The organism is Hymenobacter gummosus (assembly GCF_003970915.1).
Classification (GTDB): Bacteria; Bacteroidota; Bacteroidia; order Cytophagales; family Hymenobacteraceae; genus Solirubrum; species Solirubrum gummosum.
On sequence record NZ_RXOF01000021.1, the window covers coordinates 67914 to 89798 of the forward strand.

Genomic DNA, 21885 nt, shown 5'->3' on the forward strand with positions numbered 1-21885 from the left:
CATGCCCGACCGTCCTTCGCCCTACGATTGTTTTACCGTCGCGGACCTGCTGGTGGACTACGCCGACCAGCTGCTGCCGCCCCAGCAGACCGAGCGCGTCGCCGCCCACCTCGCCCAGTGCCCGGCCTGCCGGGAAGAAGTAGTACAGCTGCGGGCAGTAGCCCAGCGGCTGGAAGCGGTGGAGCCGGCCGCGCCCGCCCCGGAGCTGCGCACGCACTTTCTGCAACTGCTGGAGCAGGAAAAAGCCGCCCTGGCCGCCACTGCCGCTGCGCCCGAAGCGCGCGTACGGCCCATGTGGCCGCAGGCAGCTACCCGCTGGGCCCTGCGCATTGCCGCCGGCGTGGCCCTGCTGCTGACGGGCATAGGGCTGGGCCAGTGGAACCGCTCCGCCGACTCATCAGCCGCGGCTACCGCCCCGGCGGCCGGCCCCACCCGGCACGCCCTGCAGCTGGCGTCTTCGCTGTCGGGCGAGGGGGCGCAGCGGCTGTCGGCCAGTGACCGGATTCAGCTGGTGAGCAGCGCCGCCGCCGCGGTGGACACCACCAAAGCCGCCGACCCGGTGGTGCAGGTGCTCATCAACACCCTGAACTTCGACCCCAACGCCAACGTGCGCCTGGCCGCGGCCGGGGCCCTGTACCGCCTCCGCGCCGACCCGCGCGTGGGCGAGGCCTTCACCCAGTCGCTGAGCATCCAGACCGACCCCAACGTGCAGATTCTGCTCATTGAGCTGCTGGTGAACATGCGCGAGCGGCGGGCCACCACCCAGCTGGAACAGCTGGCCCGGAAACCCGACGCGCTGCCCATCGTGCGCCAGCAGGCCGAATACGGCCTCGGCACGCTGCTCTAGCCTTTTTCTCTTTTTTCATCTTCCGCCTCTGTAGCTGGCGCCGCCCCCGCGGCGGGCCGGCCGGGCTCCACCTGCACTTTCTCTTCTGATATGAAAAAAGCACTGCTTCTCCCCTTCATCTGCCTGCTGCTGGCCACGCCGGCCCTCCGGGCCCAGGAATTCAAGCTCAAGCTCGGCGGCAAGGACCGCAAAATCGAGCTGGACATGCAAGGCAGTAACGTCACGCTGGAAGGCTACAACGGCGACGAACTAATCGTGCGCGGCAATGGCTACCAGCCCGCACCCAAGCGCGCCGAAGGCCTGCGGGCGGTGTACAACGCGGCCGAGGACAACACCCGCCTGGGCCTCTCGATAACCCAGAAAGACAACGTCGTGCGCATCGTGCAGGCCTCGCGCAAAACCGCCGACTACGTTATCCGGGTGCCCCGCACGGCGGCGGTGGTATTCAACCAGGGCAATTTCATGGGTGGCGACGTGGAAGTGCGCGACCTGGACGGCAACATCGAGCTGAACCTGAAAAACGCCGGCGCCAAGCTCCTGAACATGGGCGGCGGCGTGGTGGCCAACACCATCAGCGGCAGCATCACCGTGCGCTACGCCGACATCAGCAAGGCCCCCAGCTCCATTTCCTCGGTGAGCGGCGACGTGGACGTGACCATGCGCCCCACCAGCAAGGCCACGCTGCAGCTGCGCTCCACCACCGGGGAGGTCTACACCGACTTCGACATCGACATGGGCAAAGCCGACGACAACCTGCGCCGGGTGGGTGGGCAGCTGGTGCAGGGCACCGTGAACGGCGGGGGCACCCGGGTGTCCCTGCAGTCGGTGAGCGGCGACATTTTCGTGCGCAAAGCCAAATAGCGTTTTCTCCTCCCTTACTTCCAAGCCTGCCTTGCTATGAAACTCCTTCGCCTGCTGCTGAGCCTCTGCGTGGCCTTGCTGCTGCTGCCCGCCGCCCACGCCCAGAAAATCATCGAAAAAACCGCCCCCGTTGGCAGTCAGCAGCAGGTGGTGCTGGAGCTGCCCCAGGCCACCAGCATCAAGATTCGCGGCGGCAGCGGCCAGCAGCTGCGCGTGCGGGCCGCCGTGACTATCAACCAGAACAAGCTCAACGACGCACTGCAGCTGAGCCTGCGCACCGAGCAGGGCCGGGTGCTGGTGCAGTCGGCCTACGACGAGGCCCTGCTGCGCACCAGCCAGGCCAGCGACTGTCCGGATAGCGGCCACGGCGTATGGCACACGGACGGCGACAACAACGGCCAGCGCGGCTACCGGATCTGTAGCAACGTGGAAGTGGAAATCGAGGTGCCCGCGGGCGTGGCGCTGCGCGTGAGTACCATCAGCGGCAACATCGAGGCCACGGGCCTGAGCGGGCCGCTGGAGGCCAAATCCATCAGCGGGTACGTGGACGTGACCTGGCCGGCGGCCCAGGGGGCGCAGGTGGCCTTCCAGACGATTACCGGCGAGGTGTACACCGACCAGGACATTGCCTTCACCAACCGTAAGGATGGTGTGCCGATGGTTGGCTACGAGGTGCGCGGCGCCCTGGGCAAAGCCGGCCCGCTGGTGCGCCTGGAGTCCATCAGCAACGACGTGTATTTCCGCAAGCGGAAGTAGCCGCCGCCCTGACCACGGCGCCGCAGCGGACCTTTCCCGGGGGCAATGGGCCGACACGGCAGGCCGAAAAGCAAAAGCCCCGTTTCTGGTTCAGAATCGGGCTTTTCTGCAGAGGAGGAAAAACTTGGACCCACAGTTATACGGGCGGCGTCGGCGTAGCCTACCCGGATGAGAAACGGCAGTGGGCCTTGAAGCTGTATCTAGAGGGCATGGAGCTGCGCGCTATCCGGCGGTTGCTGAATACCATCATGCCCTGGCCTTGTCTATGCTCTTGCAGCAATGCCTAAGCTTGTTCAGCCAAACGTGGTTGTGAGGAACCAACAGCCCCAGCAAAGCAACTCTGCCGGGGCTGTTGGTTCTTCCTTGGCTTGTTAAGAAGAACCTAGCGTTTAGAATGCAGGACCAGCCATCTATCGGCTGTTCCGCGGCCGTTGGCCGCAGGTACTCATCCCGGCCAGCAGCCCGCAACGCCGTCCGCATGGGCGACTTTGCTTACGCCCCTTTGAATCCAGGTGCGGGAAAACGAATTCGCCATTGAGCTACCAGGTATCGGACCAGCTTCAATCGGGGGTTGAATTCCCATTTCGGAAAGCGGGGATTCTCCAGATGCTCGCTCAGCATGACCACGGTCATGGCCAGCATGGCCAAGTTGTGTCCCTGAGGCAGCAGCATCGGGAATAGCATCAAGGCCCAGCCGGCGCCCACGCACCACAAGCCGTGCCGGAAGCCGTACGTAAACGCGCCCCGGAAGGCGCGCCAGCCAAACGCCACCAGGATCTGATGCTCGTGCCCCCGATTCAGGAAGTGTTGCTTCAGCGGGGAGCATTGCCAGATCAGGGCCACAATCAATGCCGCGGCGGCCGGAACGTAGGACTGGGGCAGCAGTAGGTTGGCGGCGATGATGACGGCCAGGATGGGCAGGCCGGCCAGCATCCACGTGGTCAGGTAGCCCGCAACGAACAGCACGGAATTGACCAGGCGGTGCCGCTTCAGGCTTTGCCGCCGCAGCACCTGAATCGGAACCAGGAGCTTGGGCAGCATCATGGCCACCACCATCAGGCCCCAGCCCAGCAGCTGCGTGGACAGCGGGTTCATCCGGAGCAGCATGGCCAGCGACGCCGCGGAGGGCCCGGCCGCCGACACGTGGCAGTGCTTCAGGCCCAGGCTGGCCGGGCCCGTCAGCAGCAGCAGCCACGTCACAGCGCTGAGGCTGATCAGCACTGCTTCGGGGCTGCTGCGGAGGGAGCGAAATTGTTTCATCACGGGGTGGCTAACACGCATTTATCCTTCTGTTTATCGCGTGGGAGGCTTCCATTCCGTGGGATTGGAGCCTCCCACGCGACACGTTCCGCGGAGGCTTACTGCCCGGTTCGGTACACGCTGATGCGCCCAACCGTCAGCTCGCTGCCGGCCGGCAGCGGGTTTTTGGTACGGATTTGCACTTCCAGCGCCGCCACGTCCAGGTTGCCCGTCAGGTGCAGCTCCTCCACCACGTCGGTAATGTTGAACGTGTAGGTCAGGCCCGACCCGCCGTGCGCGCTGTTGGGCAGCGACGCCATGCGAATCCCGAACAACGACACGGCCCCGACGAACCGGTTCTTGACGTACACGGAGAGAATATTGGCGTTGTTGGTGCCCGTCACGTTTTCCAGCACCAGGAACACTTCATCGGGGGCGGCCGCCGCGGATGGGGCAAAGCTCCGGGCCATGGTTTTCAGGCCCGAGCTGTCCAGCTGCACCGCGGTGCGCGTGGTGCCACTCTTCAGTGCAATGCCGGGGGCGCTGGCGCCCACCATTTCGTTTTCGTTGCCGGTCGAGGCCATGGCGCGGAGGCTGTTGGAGGCCGTGGCCAGTTTGGCCAGCCGGCGGGCCGCCAGGGCTTTGGCCGGCGGCGTATTGCTATACGAGGTCAACGACAAGTCGTCGTAGGTATAGGCGTAGGGGGCGCCCTGGTAGTACGTCAGGCTCGCCGTGTCCTGCATCTGCGCCGGCGTGTAGTACCACGGCGTGCCCGCCGCGTCGATGGGCATGGCAAACTGCGAATTGCCGTTGGCCACGGGGCCCGCCAGCCAATCCGGGTCCGTCGGGTTGGCATTGTGGCCGGTTTCGTTCCAGGCGCACCACATCCGGTCGATGTTGGCGTGGTGCAGGAAGAACACCGGGTCCAGGCCGGCAATGCCCGGGTCGGCCATCAGGCCCTCGTATTCCTCGGTCGGGGTGATGGTCAAAAACACCGTGACGGCGCCCTGGTTGTCCTTGAGGCCGGGGCCGTAGGCGCCGGTCAAATCGTCGTTGATGCACAGCTCCAGGGCGCCACTGGCAGTATTTGGCACCACCGACCCATTCTCGATCAGGAAGGGCGTCCCGCCGTCGACGCGCCCGATCAGCGCGCCCATGGGCACCCCCACGATGGGATACGCCGTCTGGTCGGTCGGCACCATGATATCGGGCGAGCCGTTCGCGTCGTACAGCTGGCCGTTGTTGTCGCTGGGGTCGGCCGTCCACTTGCCGCTGTCGTAGGCAATCCACAGCCCCAGACCCGGGCCGATGTTTACCCCCACCGGCTGCCAGGGCTGATTGGCCTGCACCGTGAACGTGATGGGCCCGCTTTGCGACCAGGCCTGCGACTTGAGCCCGCCCACCATGCTGTGGGTGAAGTTGTGGGGGTTCGATTCCAGGTCGCCGAAGCCGTTATTGTTGTGGCTGAAGCCCGTTTTCTGCCCCCCGTAGTTGAAGCCGTAGATGTTGCCCGGCCCGAGCTGCCCCGGGGTCGTGGAGTCGTTGTAGGCGGTGTCCCACTGGCATTCGTCGTTGACGGCGGCCGTGGTGCTGGGCCCTACCATCAGGAACACCTGGCTCGGGTCACCGTAGGGGCCGTAGCGCTCCGGGCAGTACAGCGGGTTGGCGCTGCCGTCGGGCAGCGTGGTCTGCGTGAAGGCCGGCGGAATATGGTTTTCCGGGAAGGTGGTGGACTGGTTCAGATAATTCCAGTACGGCAGCGCCCAGCTGGTCGGGCCGCCCAGGCCGGTGATGATGTCGCGCAGGATGTTTTCCAGCGCTATCAGGTAGCCGCGGTGCCACGCGCCAAAAAACCACGTGCCGTGCTGGCACTGGTTCCAGAACAGGCTGATCTGGCTCTGGGTTGGCAGCGTGTCCAGGTTGGCTGCCGCCGGAATCGAGGTAATATTTTTCCAGTTGGGGTAGCCGGTGGGGGCCGAGCCCGTGCCGAAATAATCGGTCAGGTACTGCCCGTGAATGGCCGCGTAGAACCACCAGCTCGTCGGGTCGCTGATGGGTTTGGCTTTCATGACGCCCACTGCCCTGGCGTACCAGTAGAGGTCCGTGTAGCCGCCGTCGGCCGCGGTGAATTGCCCCCCGTTGTTGGCATCCCAGGCATTGTTACGTGAAAAAGTGGTCATGGGGTAACTGCGTTAAAAATGGTTGTGGTATGTGGTACTGGATGGCCCACGAGGCTGCTCGCCAGTGTCCCCGGCCGCCAGCACGTGACGACGCGGGCGCGCGGCGGGGCCTCGGGCCGGGTTGGTAGAAACTACTTGGCGGGGGCGGAGAGGGAGCCGATGCGCTGCCCCATCAGCACCGAGAGGCTGCCGAGTACGCCCGGCTCGAACAGCAGAATGTTCAACGAGCCACCGTAGGCAAAATGCCCCAGCTCCTGGCCCTTCTTCACCGGGATGGGCGTGCCGCCGGGCTGCACGTAGGTAGACGCGTTGCCGACCACCGAGGGGTGAATGGCGCTGATGGTGTTCAGGCCCACCGGAATAATGGCCACGCAGCCGTACTTCTCGGTCTGGATGATGAAGTACGCGCGGTGGAAGTCTTCGAAGATGCTGAAGTTGGTGTCGCTTTCGCCGATGTTGCCCTCGTTAAACCAATGCTCCCCGTCCATGATGCCGTTGTAAATGCCGGGCACGTCCATGCCTTCTACCAGCTGGCCCGTCACCGGCGCGTGGTAGCGGTGGTAGTTGGTCGGCATCAGCACGCAGGATACGGCAGTGCCGCCCACAAAGCGTTTGGCGTAGGTCGAGTTATTCAGCAGCTCCGCCACGTTGATTTCGCGGGTCTTGACCGGCAAAGTGGTCTTGAGCGTGAGGTTGGATTCGATGAAGTTGATTTCCGTATCGGCGGAGGCCACCAGAATGCTGTCGTCGTCCGGGTCGGCAATGGGCCGCGGGTTGTTGGCCAGGTTCAGGCTGCGGGCGAAGAACTCGTTGAAGGTTTGATAGCCGCCCGGCGGCACGATGTAGTCCTTGATGGAAGGCCCCACGAACTTCAGCCATTCGTCGAGGTAATAGATGGATTCGGGCGAATCCATGAAGTGGCCGCGCTCCTTGATGAAGCGCACCGTCCAGTTGAACACTTCGGCCGAGTACGCGGTGGCGTCGCCGCTTTTGCTCTGCAGCTTGTTCAGGAAGTAAAAGCCCTGCGGGTTATTCAGGTACAGAAAGGTCAGCGGGACGATGAACCCAAGGCCGCTCGACGGCTGGGGCAGGAAGGTGAACCATTTATCGAAATAATTCACAAAATCGTCGATGGAGGTGCCCGTCCAGGGGTTTTCCTGCTGGGTTCCCAGCTCCATCACGAACGGGTCCAGGTGGGCAATGGCGTCGTTGTAGGCCGCCTCCACCACCGGATTGGCCGCAATGACGCGCAGCTCGGCCATGAGCCGGTCCATTTGCGGCGTGTGCGGCGGGTAATAGCCTTCGGGGAAGAACTTGGACAAGGCGCTGCTCGTCGACAGGGTCGGTTGCAGGAGTTCTGGTTGGGTCATAAAGCGTGTTTGTTGGGGGTATGGGGCCAGGCACGATGCCTGGCTTAGTTGAAAGCCTGAACTAGGGAAAGTCCGGTTTTTACCGTGGGCGCGGGTCGCCCCCATGCTTGGGGCAGTTCGTCCGCAAGCCCATCCACTCGGGCAGCGGCCGCTTGTCGCGGGAAGCCGGGTCTGCCATGACGCGCGGCCCGTACGCCAGCCGGAGCGCCTTCACTGCTGGCAATGAATGGCGTAGAGGGCAGTTTTGCGCGCTAGGGCGGAACGCTGGCAGGAACCCAGAAATGATTGGATGGGTGTTTCACGCGGGCAAGACGATACCAGCCGACGGGGTCGTCGGCGGGGCATTCGTTGCAAAGGCGTGAAAAGGTGTGGGGCGCGGGCGCCGAATGGCCTCAAGGGCGGCGGCAGCAGCAATACTACAGGATATTTAGATTAAGCCTAGTATTTGTTGAAATTATTTATCCTTCCCCGTGCAAGCACCTTTCCATGCCTCAATGCAGATTCTTGGAATAACCTTATCCCCCCAAGTCGCGGGTCGCAATTCGAACCGGCGAGAAATCTGCACTCACCTCCTGGGAGCAGCAGATAAGCGCGGCATTGCGGACAGCCCTCCTTACGGCCCTAGCTGCCCTAGGCCCGCGCAGCAGCATGGAGGCGACGCGTGCCATGCCCGGCGCGTCCTGGCGCTAGAAATTGTAAAGAATATATTCACTTATCTTTCAGCTTGGTATCATGTGATTAGAGCGTTTCTCAAGTCAGTGTATGGTCGCAGAGGCAACTTTCGGGCATGAAAGCATAGTCGGATGCTATGCGCGAGCGAGTGGCTGCGGCAGCTGGCACACTGGCGGCGGTGGCGACGCGTTTCGGCGTGTCGGTTTCGTTCGTGACCAAGCTGCGGCAGCGCCAGCGCGTGCGCGGCAGCGTGGCTGCCTTGCCCCACCGGGGCGGGCCGCCACCGCACCTGGCCGCCGCCGGCCAGCAACTGCTGGTGGCCTGCCTGCGCCAGCAGCCCGATGCCACGCTGGACGAGTTGCGCGTGTGGCTGGCGGCCGTCGGTAGCCCGGCCGTCAGCAAGTTCACCCTGGGACGCGCGGTGCAGCGGCTGGGCGGGCGGCGCCAAAAAAGCACCTGCCTGCCGCCGAACGTGACACCGAATGGGTGAGGCGCCAGCGCGCCGCGTTTATCGAAGCCGTGCAGGGCTCAGACTACCGCCGGTTTCACTTTGTGGACGAGACCAGCACGCACCGGACCTACTGCCGCCGCCCCGGCCGGGGCGCGCGTGGGCCAAGGCGTGCCACTGCACAGCGAGCCGAACGTGACGCTCATCGCCGCCTTGACGCCCACCGGGCTCGGGGCCACCACGAGCGTGGGCGGAGCCGTCAACGGTGACGTCTTTGCCCTGTACCTGGACCAGATACTGGGTCCGACACTGCGCGCTAGTGACGTGGTTGTACTCGACAACTTGCCCACCCACAAAGTCGAGGGCTTAGCTGCGTTGGTCGAACAACGCGCCTCTTGTACTTGCCGCCGTACTCGCCTGACTTCAACCCCATCGAACTCGCCTTCAGCAAGCTGAAAACCACGCTGCGCCAAGTGCAGGCCCGCACCCGTCAGACCTTGGAAGAAGCCATCCGAGCCGCCACCCACTGGATCAACGGCTAGGATGCTCGAAGTTGGTTTGCCCACTGTAGCTACCACGTACACTGACTTAGGAACCGCTCTAGCTGGTAAAAGAAGGGTTGCAAAAAAAGTAGTGGCCCCAAAACCGCAACGGCGCCTTCGCACCAGCCCTTCGAGGTGCTGGCCGACTACCTCACGCGCCGCGGCTTCGCCGTGCTCCGCACCGACGACCGGGGCGTGGGTCAGACCACCGGCCGTTACGACCAAGCCACCACCGCCGACTTCGCCCCCGCCCGCGTCGGCCTGCTGGGCCACAGCGAAGGCGGCGCTGCGGTTTCAGAACGCGAAGCTGGTGCGCACCGCCCCCATACCGGCCAGCCAGCAGCAGCGCCCGAACGAGCTGAACGGCCTGCTCTTCCGCACCGCCTACCAGTATGCCCTGGCTCCTGGTATGGAACACGAAGCTTCAACGCCACGTTGCGCGCTACATTGACCGGCTCGTGCTCAAATCTCCCTTACTTTTCTGCTCATTAAAGCTCTAGGAAGCCTGTATGAGCATCTTTATACACGATTACGATGGTACGCTCAGCCCACCTTGAGCTGCTACCGTGGCGTCGTTGGTTAAAACCAAACAGTTGCAACACTACAGGCAGTCAAACATTGCTCGCAAATACTCAAGGAGTTCATCTGCAGTCAGCAAGCCGGCCCGTTGCGGCAACTTCGGCTTTGTCCCCTAAACCGCCCCTAGCAAAATAAAAAGCCCGATTCTAGCTCAGAATCGGGCTTTTCAGCAGAGGAGGAGGGATTCGAACCCCCGGACCTGTTACAGTCAACGGTTTTCAAGACCGCCGCAATCGACCACTCTGCCACTCCTCTGTGGCGTATTCACAAAAAAAGGCTTTTTCGGAACACCGGAAAAGCCTTTTTGCAGAGAGGGGGGGATTCGAACCCCCGATACCCTTGCAGGTATAACGGATTTCGAATCCGTCGCATTCGACCACTCTGCCACCTCTCTGTAGCCCAAATCGAGTGGTTTGGGATGGCAAAAGTAGAAGGCAGCGGCAGCTGATGCAAGTTTGCCCGGCAACTTTTTTCACCGCCTCGCCCTTTCCGGGGCGCAGGGCTTTGGCTTTCAGGGCAATATTTTTTCAGCTCTGCACCTCTTTTGCTGCGGCCGGCGGGGTCTTGCCTCGCCCCGTTACCGCGTCCACGCTCACGTTGACCTCGAAGCCCAGAATCAGCGTCATGCACACGAAGTCCAGCCACACCATGAAGCCCACGAGCGTGCCGATGGAGCCGTAGAAGTGGTTGTAGCTGTCGAAAATCTTGATGTAGAGCACGAACAGCAGCGACACCAACAGGATGAGCACGGTGGCCACCACCGCGCCAGCCGAGAGAAACGGCCACCGGTCCTGCACGGCTGGCACGTAGTAGTAAATCAGGCAGGTGACGAACAGGAATAGCCCGATGACGGAGCCGTAGCGCAGCACCGTAATCATCAGCTCAGTCAGCCGCTCGGGCACGATTTCGTAGTACACCAGCGCGTCGATGATGTAGGTGCCGAAAAACAGGCTGGCCACGGCCACCAGCAGGGCCAGGGACAGCACCACCGTCAGCACCGTGGCAATGAGGCGCTTGTGCAGGTACGAGCGGCGCTTGAAGATGCCGTGCTTCTTGTCGAAGGCGTCGAGCAGGGCCATGATGCCGTTGGAGCTGAGCACCAGGGCGGTGGCGAAACCGAACGAGAGCAACCCGCCGTGCGGAATGTTGACGATGTCTTCGATGGTGTCGCGGGTGGCGGCGTACATTTCCCGGGGCATAATGTCGCCCAGAAACTGCAGGATGTCGATGTTCAGGCCCGGAACGGGGATGTACGGAATGAGCGTGAACAGGAAGATAATCGTGGGAAACACGGCCACTGTGAAGTTGAAGGCCATGTAGGAGCTGCGCTTGGTCAAAGAGTCGAAGCGCAGCTCGTAGAGCACCCTATCGACCACGTCGTACACCGAGGCCCCGCCGCGCAGCTGAAACCCTTCCAGCCACTGAATAAAGCGGCGGTAGGTGCGGCGGCGGCGCAGAATCAGGGCTTTGCGGTAACGGTCGGGTAAATCCATCGGGCAACGGGCTTTAGCTACGAGCCATGAACAAGGCCGGGCGGGCTACAAGTGCCCTTAGCCCTGCGCGGCTTCCGGGGAAGCCTCCGCCGCAAAATACGGCCGCACGCTCTCCAGAATATGCTCCGGAATGGCGGTAGGCCGCCCGGTTTTGCCGTTCACGAACACCATCAGCGTCGAACCCTCGGTGAGCAGCTCGTTGGCCTCGTTGTAGATTTCGTACTCGAACAGCACGCGGGAACCCTGCGGCATCTCGCGCAGCAGCATGCGCACCCGCAGCAAATCGTCGTAACGGGCGGGGCGCTTGTACTTGATGCGCAGCTCCCCCACCGGCATGCCCACGCCCTCAGCCTCCATTTCCTTGTAGCTGATGCCGAGCTGGCGGAAGGCTTCGGTGCGGGCCACTTCGAAGTACGCGGCAAAGTTGCCATGATACACGTAGCCCATCTGGTCGGTTTCGGCGTAGCGGACGCGGATGTGAACGTCGGAAGAATACATGGTTTGGAATGTGCAGAATGTGGTTGAATGTGCTACGCTTCGCTAATGTGAAAAATGTGCTGATGTGCTGTTGCGGCCGCGCCAGACCAATGGCCAAGCATTTTCACATTTCCCACATTCATCACATTCCGCACATTAATCACTTCATGATTCCCGAGCGCGTGAGGGCGGCCTGGTAGCGGCGGGCGTTCAGGATGTGCTCTTTCTCGGTGGTGGCAAAGGCGTGGTAGCCGCTGAAGTCTTCGCGGGCGCAGAAGTAGTAGTAGTTGTGCTGCTCGGGATTCAGCACTGCGTCGATGCTGGCAATGCTGGGCAGGTTGATGGGGCCGGGCGGCAGGCCGGCGTACTTGTAGGTGTTGTAGGGCGAGTCCTTGGTCAGGTGCACATTGAGCACGCGGCGGATACCAAAGTCACCGTTGGCGTACACCACCGTCGGGTCGGCCTGCAGCTTCTGGCCGCGTTTGAGGCGGTTCAGGTACACGCCGGCCACCCGGGGCCGCTCGTCGGGGTGCTGCTGCTGCTCGGCCTCCACGATGCTGGCCAGGGTGCTGACCTCGGCCCGGCTCAGGCCCAGGGCTTTGGCCTTGGCGTCGCGCTGGGGCGTCCAGAACCGTTCGTACTCCTGCTTCATGCGGCTGAGCACCTTCTGCGGGGCCGTGGTGTAGTACAGCTCGTAGGTGTTCGGGATGAACATGGTGAGCAGCTCGGTGGTGTCCTTGAAGCCCAGCGAGGTGGCGTAGGCATTGCTGCTGAGCAGGGAATCAAACTCCTGGGGCCGGGCGGCGAAGCTCTGGCTGAGCTTGCGGGCCAGGTCCTGGCGCAGGCGGATATTCTGGAACGTGAGGTTCACTGGGACCTGGATGCCGCGGCGCAAGTCGTTGATGAGCTTGCGGTTGGTGTAGCCGTCCTTTATTTCGTAGCGGCCGGGCTTCACCAGCTGGTCGTACTTCATCAGCCGGGCCACGAAGTGCAGGCTGAGCTTGTCGATAATGACGCCGGTGCGGTCGATGCTGTCGAGCACCGATTTGGCCGTCTGCCCGGGGCGCACGACTACGTAAGTGGGCCGGCCCTTGGTGTCCACGTTCGGCGTGAAAATGATCTGGTAGGCGTAGTAGGAGAAGGTAATCAGCAGGATGCCGAAGATGCCCAGCGGGTAGGCAAAGCGGTTGCGGCGGCGGGTGGCGCGGGCGCGGTACTCGTCAGGAGTTGGCATAAATGGGGCGGATGACAAACAAACAAGGCGGCTGCGGACTTTATCCGGCCGGCTCGCGGCCGTCAAAAATACGACCCGCGGCATTGATTGAATGAGTGAATGATTGAATGACCGTTCTGAAATCAGCTATTCGCTCATCCTTTCCTTATTATCCTTTCCCGCTTACTCCTGAGCGGAATCCAGTCATTCCCTCACTCAATCATTCGCACAACTCGACGGCCGGCTTGCGCGTCATACCAGTATTGTGTAACTAAGCCGCCCTTTCCTTCACCTTAGCCCGCTGACTTCCTATGGCTGCCACCCTGCTGCGCATTCACCCCGACAACCCGCCCCAGAACAAGATTCAGCAGGCCGCTGAGGTGCTGCGCCAAGGCGGCGTCATCATCTACCCCACCGACACGATTTACGGCCTGGGCTGCGACATCACCAACCAGCGCGCCGTCGAGAAGCTCTGCCGCATTCGCGGCTTAAAGCCCGACAAGGCCAACCTGTCGTTTATCTGCTCCGACCTCTCCCACATCAGCGACTACGCCCACGGCATCAGCACGCCGGTGTACAAGCTGCTCAAAAAAGCCCTGCCCGGCCCCTTCACCTTCATCTTCGAGGCCAGCGCCAAAGCGCCCAAGTACGGCGGCGTGAAGCGCAAAACCGTCGGCATCCGCGTGCCCGACAACGCCATCAGCCTGGCCCTGGTGCGGGAGCTGGGCAACCCCATCGTCTCCACCTCGGTGCACGACGATGATACCATCATCGAATACAGCACCGACCCGGAGCTGATCTACGAGAAATACCGCCCCCTCGTCGACCTGGTCATCGATGGCGGCTACGGCAACAACGTGGCCAGCACCGTCGTCGACTGCACCACCGAAGACTTCGAAGTAGTCCGCCAGGGCGCCGGCGACATCGAGCAGTATTTGTAAATGGTTAAATGGCTTGATGGCTAAATGGCTGGTCGTTCTGAACTGCACACGTCAGAACGACCAGCCATTTAGCCATCAAGCCATTTAACCATTTCTCTTATGCTTCCACCGCCGGTGCGACCAGAGGTAGTCGGCGGGGCGGGCGCGGATGTCGCGCTCCACGCGGCGGGCAAACTGCTCGGTGATGACGTGGGCGTCCTTGTTGAGCGGGGCCTCGCCGTCGTGTAGCTCCTCCACGATGATGTCGTAGTAGCCGCGGCGCTGGCGCACGATGTTCACGTACAGCACCGGGCAGCGGAACTGGGCCGCCAGCTTGTCGGCGCCGGTGTAGAAGGGCGTGTCCTGGTGCAGAAAATCGGTCCAGTAGGTTTGCTCCAGCCCGCCCGGGCTTTGGTCCGAGAGCATGGAGAGGCTGCGGGGCTGCCCGCGCAGGCGCAGCATGTCGCGCAGGGTGTCGCGCATGGGGATGAGCCGGGCGCCGGTGTGGGTGCGCAGCCGCAGCATAAAGTCCTCGAAGAACGGGTTGTGCAGGGGCTTGTACACGCCGTCGGCCTTGCCGGGGAAGTACACCGCCCCGGCGGGCAGAATCCACTCCCAGTTGCCGATGTGGGAGCCCAGCGCCAGCACCGTGCGCCCCGCCTCGAAGTGCTTGAAAAACAGCTCCGCGTTCCGGATCTGCACCCGCTGCCGCGTTTCGGCCGGGCTGATGGCCGCCAGCTTCAGAATCTCCACGATGACGTCGGCGAAGTGCCGGTAGAAGCCGTGCTGCAAGCGGCGGATTTCGGCCTCGGGCTTCTCGGGGAAGGAGTTGCGCAGGTTCTGCAGCACCACGCGCTGCCGGTAGCGCAGCACGAAGCGCATCAGCAGGTACAGCGCGTCGGCCAAGCGGTGCAGCACGGGCAGCGGCAGGTGCGCCAGACCCAGCAGCAGCCAGCGCAGCGGGCGGTAATACCAGGCGTATGCGGGGCGGGCAGCGGTTTTTTCGGCGGTACTCATCTGGGCAAAGATGCACCCGCCGGCGCGTACTCCTGCTGGGTGCGCACAAACTGCCCCTGCCGCGAGGCCAGCACTTTCTTGCCGCTGCGCACCTCGACCGTCAGCATGTACGTCCCGTCCGTCTCAATGCCGAGCTGGCTGAGCCCGCCCAGCGGCAGCTCCCCGGCCACCGGCGTGGGCCGCCCGGCCTTGGCCGTGCCCAGCGGCGCATCCGCATCGGCCGCGAAGCCCTCCGCCGACTCCACGTGGTAGTGCAGGCTCAGCGGCTGGCCCGCCGGGGCGTTGTACAGCTCCACGTAGAAGTACAGCTGGTCGGCCCCACGGCCGTAGTTGCCGGCCGGGGTGCGTACCAAAGAGTAGCCGCCGCGGCTGAAATTGCTCTGCTCGGTGGTCTTGCCGGCGGCTTTGGCCAGAAACACCACGTCGCTCAGCACCGGGGCCGTAGCCGAAAAATCCAGAGCCAGCGGCTGCTCGGTTTTGAATGTCGCGGCCGATTTGCGGTACAGGTCCTTCAATTCGGCCTTCACCGTGTACTCGCCGCCGCGCAAGGTCAGCCGCCGCAGAAAGCTCTGCGGGTTCTTGATGCCGATGGTCGTGTCGCTGATAACCGGCGGCTTGAGCGTAATCGTCTCCGAATGCACCGCCTGCCCGCTGGCCGACACCACCTGCAGCACCACCGTGGCGCCGGCCTGGTAGGTGTCGCGGGTGCGCTTGATATAGGTCAGCCCGTTGCCCGGCACGGTCACGTACACGTCCACTTCGTAGGAGTTGCCAGCCGCCAAGGGGCGGAACCGGGCCACGTCGAGCAGCAGAGTGGGGTTGGCGGCGCGGGCCGATAAGGCAGTCAGCAGCACGAGCAGCAGCGGAAGCAGGAAACGAGGGCGCATAGGCGGCAAAACAACGAAAACCAGGGTTAATGCGAGGTAACGCGAGTACAAACGCAAAAACGCCGCCGAAGTGCCCGAGTGGTAGTCCGACTTTGGAAGTTGTACTGCCACTATCGTTACCGGCGTTGCAGGAATAGTCAGCACCCGTCCGGCCTAACTACTCACCGCCTGCTCCCGCATTTCCGCCACCTTTGCCGCTCGTTCCGCACCAGGGGCATTACGATTTCTGCGTCGTACTACCACTCCGCGCGTCTGCCAAATCCTGCCACAATGTCCACCGTCCTCTTCGAGCTGCCCTACTGCCCGCCGGCCGCTTTTTTCGCCCAGCTGCTCACGGCCGACCGCCTGCTGCTGGAGCGCCACGAGCATTACCACAAGCAAACCTACCGTAACCGCTGCCTGGTCCTCACCGCCCAGGGCGTGCAGCCGCTCACCGTCCCGGTTATCGACGGCAACCGCTCCGAGAAGGTCAATATCGACGCGCTGGAAATCGATTACCGGCAGAACTGGGTGCACCGGCACTGGCGCACCCTGCAGACGGCCTACGGCAGCAGCTCTTTTTTCGAATATTACGCCGACTATTTCCACGACATCTACGTAAGCAAGCCCGACCGGCTCTTTGACCTGAACCTGGCATTGCTGCGCCTGATTCTGCGCTGCCTGCGCCTGCCCCTGCCCGTTGACTTCACCACCGAATGGCACGCCCGCTATTCGGCCGGCGAGGTCCTCGACCGGCGCGACTGGCTTACGCCGAAGCAGCTACCTGACAGCGCGTCAGGTGCGGGGCTGCGCCGGCCGTACCGGCAGTGCTTTGGCGCGGGGTTTGTACCCGGGCTGAGCGTGCTGGATCTGCTGTTCGCGGCGGGTCCGGCGGCCGGCCAATACCTCGCGCCGGCCCCCTTGCCGGCGGCGAACCTTCTGCCCTGAGCGCCGGTTTAAGTCTTGATGTCCGGTGCCACTTGTTTGCGCGTATCCGGATTCTTTCTCACCTTATCTGCATGGAAGCGAAATTCTCAAATAGAGTCAAGGAGGTCATCTCCCTGAGTCGGGAAGAAGCCATCCGACTTGGCCACGACTATATAGGCACCGAACACCTGTTGCTGGGCATGATCCGGGAAGGCGAAGGCACGGCAATTGCCTTGCTGAAGAAGTTGGGCGTGTCGGTGGAGGAGCTGAAATATGCTCTCGAACAGGCCACGCGCAACACTGCCACCCAGGGTATCAGTATAACCGGCAGCATCCCGCTGACGAAGCAGACGGAAAAGGTGCTGAAGATTACGTATCTCGAAGCCAAAATCTTCAAGAGCGAAATCATCGGCACCGAACACCTGCTGCTCTCGATTCTGCGCGATGAAGACAACATCTCCTCCCAAATCCTGAGCAAGTTCAACGTGAATTACGAATCCGTCCGCGACTCGCTGGATTACCACGGAACCGGTAACACCAGCCAAAACCCCACCGACCGCGCCCCCGACACCGACGACGACGACAACGACCGTCTGTTTGGTGGCGGCGCCGGCAAGCAAGGTGGCCAAGGCGCTGCCAAGAAGCCCGGCGAGAAGTCGCGCACGCCCGTGCTCGATAACTTCGGCCGCGACCTGACCAAGCTCGCGGAGGAAGACAAGCTCGACCCCATCGTGGGCCGCGAAAAGGAAATTGAGCGCGTCGCCCAGATCCTGTCGCGCCGCAAAAAGAACAACCCCATCCTCATCGGTGAACCCGGCGTAGGTAAGACGGCTATTGCCGAAGGCCTCGCCCTGCGCATCGTGCAGAAGAAAGTGTCGCGCGTGCTCTTCAACAAGCGCGTGGTGACGCTGGACCTCGCCTCGCTGGTAGCCGGCACCAAGTACCGCGGCCAGTTCGAGGAGCGCATGAAGGCCGTGATGAACGAGCTGGAGAAGTCGCCCGATGTTATCCTGTTCATCGACGAGCTGCACACCATTGTGGGCGCTGGCGGCGCCAGCGGTTCGCTCGACGCTTCGAACATGTTCAAGCCGGCTTTGGCCCGCGGCGAAATCCAATGCATCGGCGCTACCACGCTGGATGAGTACCGCCAGTACATCGAGAAGGACGGCGCTCTGGCCCGTCGTTTCCAGATGGTAATGGTGGACCCCACCACGCCGGAGGAAACCATCGAAATCCTGCACAACATCAAGGACAAGTATCAGGACCACCACCACGTGGTGTACACCGATAAGGCCATTGAGGCGTGCGTGAAGCTCTCGGACCGCTACATGTCCGACCGTTTCCTGCCCGATAAGGCCATCGACATCCTTGACGAGGCTGGTGCCCGCGTGCACATCAACAACATCGTGGTGCCCGAAGATATCCTGAAGCTGGAAGGCAGCATCGAGAACATCAAAGAGGAGAAAAACCGGGTGGTGAAGTCGCAGAAGTACGAGGAAGCCGCCCAGCTCCGCGACAAGGAGAAGAAGCTGATTGAGCAACTCGACCAGGCCAAAAAGAACTGGGAAGAGGAGACCAAGAAGAAGCGCTACACCGTGAAGGAGGAAAACGTGGCCGAGGTAATTGCCATGATGACTGGCATCCCGGTAAGCCGCGTGGCCCAGAACGAAAGCGCCAAGCTGCTCAACATGGGTGAGGAGCTGAAGGGCAAGGTAATCGGCCAGGACAAAGCCATTGCCCAGCTCGTGAAGGCCATCCAGCGCACCCGCGTGGGCCTGAAAGACCCGAAGAAGCCCATCGGCTCGTTCGTGTTCCTCGGCCCGACGGGTGTAGGCAAGACGGAGCTGGCCAAGGTGCTGGCTACCTACCTCTTCGACAAGGAAGATTCGCTGGTGCGCATCGACATGTCGGAGTACATGGAGAAATTCAGCGTATCGCGCCTGGTGGGCGCGCCTCCCGGCTACGTAGGCTACGAAGAGGGCGGTCAGCTGACGGAGAAAATCCGCCGCAAGCCGTACTCGGTAATCCTGCTCGACGAAATCGAAAAGGCGCACCCGGACGTGTACAACCTGCTGCTGCAGGTGCTCGACGACGGTATCCTGACCGACGGCCTGGGCCGCAAGGTGGACTTCCGCAATACCATCATCATCATGACCTCGAACATCGGGGCGCGTGATCTGGCCGACTTCGGCGTGGGCATCGGCTTCGGCACGAAGGCCCGGCAGGAGAACATGGACGACATGATGAAGGGCACCATTGCCAGCGCGCTGCGCAAGACTTTCGCGCCGGAGTTCCTGAACCGCCTGGACGACGTTATCGTGTTCAACGGCCTGCAGAAGGAGGATATCTTCAAGATCATCGACATCTCGCTCGCCAAGCTGCGCCAGCGCGTACAGGCCCTGGGCTACCGCATCGACCTGACCGAAGCCGCGAAGAACTTCGTGGCCGAGAAAGGCTACGATCCGAAGTACGGCGCGCGTCCGCTGAACCGGGCCATCCAGAAGTACATCGAAGACCCGATTGCAGAGGAAATCCTGAAGGCCCAGCTGACCCAGGGCGACGTCATCACCGCCGACTTCGAGGAAGGCAAGGAGGAACTCACCTTCAGTTCGCACAAGAGCGACGAGGCGTCCACCCTCGCCAGCGACGAGAGGCCGGCCGAAACGCCGGAGTCGCCGGAAGGCAAGACGGGCGAATAATTAGCTCAGAGTAAATGAAAAACGGCCGGTTCCCGTGAGGAAGCCGGCCGTTTTTTGTTGTTTACCTTTGAGCTATAGCCGAAACCGTCATGGAATCACCCCGAAAGCGTCGCTACACCGAGGAAGAATACGCGGCTATGGAGTACGCCTCCGAGTTCAAGCACGAATTCGTGGATGGGCAGATTTACCCGTGGGGCCACCCGGATATGCTGGGCATGTATGATGTGCAGGCCATGTCGGGCGCGTCGTTGGCACACAACATCATTACGGGCAACGTTTCAGGCTTGCTTCAAAATGCCTTGCGCGGCAAAGGCTGCCGAACCTTCGGCAGCGACATGCGGGTGTACGTGCCGCTCACCGGCACGTACCTGTACCCTGACGCGCTGGTAGTGTGTGGCAAACCGGAAATTCAGCAGAACGGCAAGCTGGATTTGCTAACTAATCCGGTCGTCATCATCGAAGTGCTTTCGGATTCCACGGCCGATTATGACCGCAGCGGCAAATTCATGCGCTACCGCAGCATCGAATCGGTGCGGGATTATCTGCTGATTGACTCGCGGAGCTTGCGGGTGGAACTGTACTCGCGCACCGAAACTGGGCAGTGGACGCTGACCGAAATTCTGGATGCCCAGGGTGCGGTGAAGCTGCCGAGCGTTGGCGCAACGCTAACGGTGGCCGATTTGTATGAGGACGTTGCGCTGTAGCTTTCCAAGCCGCTACGCTCGTAGTTTGTACTGGTAAATCCCTTTCTATGTCTGCTGCGTCGCTACCTCAAAAGAACTTCTATACGCCGGAGGAGTACCTGGCATTTGACCGGGCCTCAACCGGCAAGTTCGAATTTATGGACGGCCAGATTATTCCCTGGGGCCAGCCGGAACAAATTAACGTGCTCAACCCCCAGGCTATGTCGGGCGCCACGTTTGCGCATTACCGACTGGTGCGAAATTTAGCCGGGCTGCTCTTCCTGCGCTTGCCCAAATCGTGCGCGGCTTACACCAATGATGCGCGGGTGTTCTTGCCGGTCAATGGCTCGTACGCATATCCGGACCTGGTAGTGGTATGCGGCGAACCGACGTTTACCGATGAGCAGTTTGATACTCTCACCAACCCCATTCTACTGATCGAAGTGCTATCCAAAAGCACCGCCGATTATGACCGCAGCGCCAAATTGATGCGGTATTTCAGCATTCCTTCCTTGCAGGAATATCTGCTGGTCGACTCTCGCAGCCGGGAGGTCATTCTGTACAGCAAAGACCTGGAAAGCGGCCGTTGGTACGTCAATCCATTAACGGCTGCCGATGAAACCATCACGCTGCAGAGCGTCAACTGCGCCATTTTGTTGGCGGAACTGTATGATGGCTTGCCGTTGGGCGAAACTTCTGCACCGGAAGGCAAGAAGGGCGAGTAAATAGCCTTGAGTAAAATGAAGAACGGCCGGTTCCCGCGAGGGAGCCGGCCGTTTGTTGTTGTTGTGATGTACCTGCTTATCGTGTACGTCTAAACTGGTCACGCAAAAGAACATAATCTATAATATTCGAAATAAAATTATTAACATCAAGACTCGTCCAAGTAAACGACTTGGAGTTATCAAGCTGACCTAAGAAAATTTTATTATCTCGTATTAATCCTGGCTGCCTGTCTCTGACAAAATCAATAACATCTTGATTCTTTGCCCGTCCCTTCCTACCGACAGTTAATGTGCCGTCGTGCCAAATCGTATATTTTTCTCCATCAATCAAAGTATATCTATCAATAGCCAGCTCCAGAGAAAGATGGCTTTTATCATAATCATCGACTGCTACTAACAGCAAAGTATGTCCTTTTGAATTTCCGTATTTGGGATGATTCACGGCCTTTATTTTACCCATCAGCGTCCAACTGACTATCTGATTATCTCCGGCTTCGTCAGAAATTAGAACAGAACGATAATCACCCGTGAATCAACCACCGGACGCATTACCGAACGTAGTAAATCGAACTAGACAGTCTTCATCAAAAGAAGCATTTTTCAGATTGAGAGAAGGAATTTTGTCTTTGACATCATAAAACAAACCTATCATATTCAATAGGAATGGATAAAGCTCTTGCGTACTGTCTTCGCCTATAATAGCGGACTCCAACAGCTCATTATATATCTTTTTATTCGCCTTTAAATGATTTGGCCTCTCCCATTCTACTTTACTTGCTTCTTTCGGGTGAAAATAGTCTTTGGTTATAAGGTCTTCGTATAAGGGCACGTATTCGATTTCGACGTAATCTTCTAATTTGTCATCCCATTGAAAGGCAACTGTCTCAATTCCATTTGTCACTACTGTTACTTTGGGCTCTAAAGCCATATCATAGCGCCTTGCTTGCTCAAAGACAATATCAGTCAAAGCAACATTAGACTCTTTGCATTCCACTATCAACAAAGGATGAAACATATTGTCACTTCTATTTTCAACAGAAACGACTATATCAACTCTTCCTTTGAGCCCTTTCTCGTAGTGAGATAGTGGAACCTCTACTTCGATCATATCAAGTGGCACACGGAATTTTTCTACAAGATCTAACACGAATTGCTGTCTAACCTTTTCCTCAGGTGTCACTATGATGAGTTTGCGTCTGCTAACACACAGGAGGCAGTCTTTTCCATTTTTACGAAAGGCCATGTTTTTGTTTTTCTGAAGAATATAGAAGGGAAACTGCCATTTATTAGCACAACGGCAACAAGAGAAACAGCGTCAAGATAACAACTCCATACAACGTCAGCAACCGCTGTAGCAACGCATTCAATGTT

The 21885-nt window shown here is 60.7% G+C and carries 19 protein-coding genes, 2 tRNA genes and 1 pseudogene; 10 read left to right on the forward strand and 12 right to left on the reverse strand.

Annotated elements, in window-relative coordinates; translation table 11 throughout:
* Position 1: 1 nt before the first annotated feature.
* The 3 genes from EJV47_RS25790 (at position 2) to EJV47_RS25800 (ending at position 2464) form a co-directional block, all read left to right on the forward strand.
* The gene (locus tag EJV47_RS25790) at positions 2 to 847 is read left to right on the forward strand and encodes a HEAT repeat domain-containing protein (protein WP_126696104.1); all 846 of its coding nucleotides are present in this window, start codon (positions 2 to 4) and stop codon (positions 845 to 847) included.
* A 90-nt stretch (positions 848 to 937) separates the two neighbouring features.
* The gene (locus EJV47_RS25795) at positions 938 to 1708 is read left to right on the forward strand and encodes a DUF4097 family beta strand repeat-containing protein (protein WP_126696105.1); all 771 of its coding nucleotides are present in this window, start codon (positions 938 to 940) and stop codon (positions 1706 to 1708) included.
* A gap of 36 nt (positions 1709 to 1744) precedes the next feature.
* Positions 1745 to 2464: a DUF4097 family beta strand repeat-containing protein gene (locus EJV47_RS25800; RefSeq protein ID WP_126696106.1), complete on the forward strand. Its 720-nt coding sequence runs from the start codon at positions 1745 to 1747 to the stop codon at positions 2462 to 2464.
* Positions 2465 to 2956: 492 nt separating this feature from the next.
* On the opposite strand, the gene EJV47_RS25805 is transcribed toward EJV47_RS25800, so the two are convergent.
* The 3 genes from EJV47_RS25805 to EJV47_RS25815 all read right to left on the reverse strand — a co-directional run bounded on the left by EJV47_RS25805 (position 2957) and on the right by EJV47_RS25815 (position 7253).
* Positions 2957 to 3724, reverse strand: a complete 768-nt coding sequence (locus EJV47_RS25805; RefSeq protein ID WP_165903936.1) for a copper chaperone — start codon at positions 3722 to 3724, stop codon at positions 2957 to 2959.
* 98 nt (positions 3725 to 3822) lie between these two features.
* Positions 3823 to 5883: a DUF7868 domain-containing protein gene (locus EJV47_RS25810; protein WP_126696108.1), complete on the reverse strand. Its 2061-nt coding sequence runs from the start codon at positions 5881 to 5883 to the stop codon at positions 3823 to 3825.
* Positions 5884 to 6014: 131 nt separating this feature from the next.
* Entirely contained in the window at positions 6015 to 7253 is a 1239-nt protein-coding gene (locus EJV47_RS25815) for a phosphatidylserine decarboxylase (protein WP_165903937.1), read from the reverse strand.
* 808 nt (positions 7254 to 8061) lie between these two features.
* Between EJV47_RS25815 and EJV47_RS25820 the strand changes: the two genes are divergently transcribed.
* Positions 8062 to 8415 (forward strand): COG3415 family protein, encoded by a 354-nt coding sequence (locus EJV47_RS25820; protein WP_126696110.1) that lies wholly within the window; start codon positions 8062 to 8064, stop codon positions 8413 to 8415.
* Positions 8416 to 8544: 129 nt separating this feature from the next.
* A pseudogene (locus EJV47_RS25825) lies at positions 8545 to 8915 on the forward strand (transposase).
* A 749-nt stretch (positions 8916 to 9664) separates the two neighbouring features.
* Here the strand turns inward: EJV47_RS25825 and EJV47_RS25840 are convergent.
* From EJV47_RS25840 to mltG, 5 genes are all read right to left on the reverse strand, one after another.
* Positions 9665 to 9749, reverse strand: a tRNA-Ser gene (locus EJV47_RS25840).
* Between the two features lie 52 nt (positions 9750 to 9801).
* Positions 9802 to 9888: transfer RNA gene (locus tag EJV47_RS25845), tRNA-Ser, on the reverse strand.
* 133 nt (positions 9889 to 10021) lie between these two features.
* The gene (locus EJV47_RS25850) at positions 10022 to 10987 is read right to left on the reverse strand and encodes a YihY/virulence factor BrkB family protein (RefSeq protein WP_126696113.1); all 966 of its coding nucleotides are present in this window, start codon (positions 10985 to 10987) and stop codon (positions 10022 to 10024) included.
* A gap of 57 nt (positions 10988 to 11044) precedes the next feature.
* Entirely contained in the window at positions 11045 to 11485 is a 441-nt protein-coding gene (locus EJV47_RS25855) for an acyl-CoA thioesterase (protein ID WP_126696114.1), read from the reverse strand.
* A gap of 139 nt (positions 11486 to 11624) precedes the next feature.
* Positions 11625 to 12698, reverse strand: a complete 1074-nt coding sequence (gene mltG, locus EJV47_RS25860; RefSeq protein ID WP_126696115.1) for an endolytic transglycosylase MltG — start codon at positions 12696 to 12698, stop codon at positions 11625 to 11627.
* Between the two features lie 290 nt (positions 12699 to 12988).
* Here mltG and EJV47_RS25865 point away from each other — a divergent pair, with 290 nt between their 5' ends.
* Entirely contained in the window at positions 12989 to 13618 is a 630-nt protein-coding gene (locus tag EJV47_RS25865) for an L-threonylcarbamoyladenylate synthase (RefSeq protein ID WP_126696116.1), read from the forward strand.
* Positions 13619 to 13702: 84 nt separating this feature from the next.
* Here the strand turns inward: EJV47_RS25865 and EJV47_RS25870 are convergent, their stop codons facing one another.
* Positions 13703 to 14614 (reverse strand): lysophospholipid acyltransferase family protein, encoded by a 912-nt coding sequence (locus tag EJV47_RS25870; protein WP_165903940.1) that lies wholly within the window; start codon positions 14612 to 14614, stop codon positions 13703 to 13705.
* Positions 14611 to 15501: a hypothetical protein gene (locus tag EJV47_RS25875; protein WP_126696117.1), complete on the reverse strand. Its 891-nt coding sequence runs from the start codon at positions 15499 to 15501 to the stop codon at positions 14611 to 14613. Before EJV47_RS25875 ends, EJV47_RS25870 begins: the two co-directional genes overlap by 4 nt.
* A 270-nt stretch (positions 15502 to 15771) precedes the next feature.
* Here EJV47_RS25875 and EJV47_RS25880 point away from each other — a divergent pair, with 270 nt between their 5' ends.
* The 4 genes from EJV47_RS25880 to EJV47_RS25895 all read left to right on the forward strand — a co-directional run bounded on the left by EJV47_RS25880 (position 15772) and on the right by EJV47_RS25895 (position 20514).
* Positions 15772 to 16428 (forward strand): WbqC family protein, encoded by a 657-nt coding sequence (locus EJV47_RS25880; RefSeq protein ID WP_126696118.1) that lies wholly within the window; start codon positions 15772 to 15774, stop codon positions 16426 to 16428.
* A 71-nt stretch (positions 16429 to 16499) separates the two neighbouring features.
* Entirely contained in the window at positions 16500 to 19106 is a 2607-nt protein-coding gene (locus EJV47_RS25885; RefSeq protein ID WP_126696119.1) for an ATP-dependent Clp protease ATP-binding subunit, read from the forward strand.
* A gap of 89 nt (positions 19107 to 19195) precedes the next feature.
* Positions 19196 to 19810: a Uma2 family endonuclease gene (locus EJV47_RS25890; RefSeq protein WP_126696120.1), complete on the forward strand. Its 615-nt coding sequence runs from the start codon at positions 19196 to 19198 to the stop codon at positions 19808 to 19810.
* A 47-nt stretch (positions 19811 to 19857) separates the two neighbouring features.
* Positions 19858 to 20514 (forward strand): Uma2 family endonuclease, encoded by a 657-nt coding sequence (locus EJV47_RS25895; protein WP_126696121.1) that lies wholly within the window; start codon positions 19858 to 19860, stop codon positions 20512 to 20514.
* 76 nt (positions 20515 to 20590) lie between these two features.
* Here EJV47_RS25895 and EJV47_RS25900 read toward each other — a convergent pair whose 3' ends face one another.
* Together EJV47_RS25900 and EJV47_RS25905 are read right to left on the reverse strand one after the other, a co-directional pair.
* Entirely contained in the window at positions 20591 to 20956 is a 366-nt protein-coding gene (locus EJV47_RS25900; protein WP_126696122.1) for a hypothetical protein, read from the reverse strand.
* 90 nt (positions 20957 to 21046) lie between these two features.
* Positions 21047 to 21757, reverse strand: a complete 711-nt coding sequence (locus EJV47_RS25905) for a type I restriction enzyme HsdR N-terminal domain-containing protein (protein WP_126696123.1) — start codon at positions 21755 to 21757, stop codon at positions 21047 to 21049.
* Between the last annotated feature and the right edge of the window lie 128 nt (positions 21758 to 21885).

Excerpts from the sequence above, each read along its gene's own strand:
- EJV47_RS25855 (WP_126696114.1), bottom strand. The coding sequence starts at position 11,485 with ATGTATTCTTCCGACGTTCACATCCGCGTCCGCTACGCCGAAACCGAC.
- EJV47_RS25905 (WP_126696123.1), bottom strand. The coding sequence starts at position 21,757 with ATGGCCTTTCGTAAAAATGGAAAAGACTGCCTCCTGTGTGTTAGCAGA.
- EJV47_RS25870 (WP_165903940.1), bottom strand. The coding sequence starts at position 14,614 with ATGAGTACCGCCGAAAAAACCGCTGCCCGCCCCGCATACGCCTGGTAT.
- EJV47_RS25895 (WP_126696121.1), top strand. The coding sequence starts at position 19,858 with ATGTCTGCTGCGTCGCTACCTCAAAAGAACTTCTATACGCCGGAGGAG.
- EJV47_RS25795 (WP_126696105.1), top strand. The coding sequence starts at position 938 with ATGAAAAAAGCACTGCTTCTCCCCTTCATCTGCCTGCTGCTGGCCACG.
- EJV47_RS25850 (WP_126696113.1), bottom strand. The coding sequence starts at position 10,987 with ATGGATTTACCCGACCGTTACCGCAAAGCCCTGATTCTGCGCCGCCGC.
- mltG (WP_126696115.1), bottom strand. The coding sequence starts at position 12,698 with ATGCCAACTCCTGACGAGTACCGCGCCCGCGCCACCCGCCGCCGCAAC.
- EJV47_RS25815 (WP_165903937.1), bottom strand. The coding sequence starts at position 7,253 with ATGACCCAACCAGAACTCCTGCAACCGACCCTGTCGACGAGCAGCGCC.
- EJV47_RS25875 (WP_126696117.1), bottom strand. The coding sequence starts at position 15,501 with ATGCGCCCTCGTTTCCTGCTTCCGCTGCTGCTCGTGCTGCTGACTGCC.
- EJV47_RS25865 (WP_126696116.1), top strand. The coding sequence starts at position 12,989 with ATGGCTGCCACCCTGCTGCGCATTCACCCCGACAACCCGCCCCAGAAC.
- EJV47_RS25810 (WP_126696108.1), bottom strand. The coding sequence starts at position 5,883 with ATGACCACTTTTTCACGTAACAATGCCTGGGATGCCAACAACGGGGGG.
- EJV47_RS25885 (WP_126696119.1), top strand. The coding sequence starts at position 16,500 with ATGGAAGCGAAATTCTCAAATAGAGTCAAGGAGGTCATCTCCCTGAGT.
- EJV47_RS25800 (WP_126696106.1), top strand. The coding sequence starts at position 1,745 with ATGAAACTCCTTCGCCTGCTGCTGAGCCTCTGCGTGGCCTTGCTGCTG.
- EJV47_RS25890 (WP_126696120.1), top strand. The coding sequence starts at position 19,196 with ATGGAATCACCCCGAAAGCGTCGCTACACCGAGGAAGAATACGCGGCT.
- EJV47_RS25820 (WP_126696110.1), top strand. The coding sequence starts at position 8,062 with ATGCGCGAGCGAGTGGCTGCGGCAGCTGGCACACTGGCGGCGGTGGCG.
- EJV47_RS25790 (WP_126696104.1), top strand. The coding sequence starts at position 2 with ATGCCCGACCGTCCTTCGCCCTACGATTGTTTTACCGTCGCGGACCTG.
- EJV47_RS25805 (WP_165903936.1), bottom strand. The coding sequence starts at position 3,724 with ATGAAACAATTTCGCTCCCTCCGCAGCAGCCCCGAAGCAGTGCTGATC.
- EJV47_RS25880 (WP_126696118.1), top strand. The coding sequence starts at position 15,772 with ATGTCCACCGTCCTCTTCGAGCTGCCCTACTGCCCGCCGGCCGCTTTT.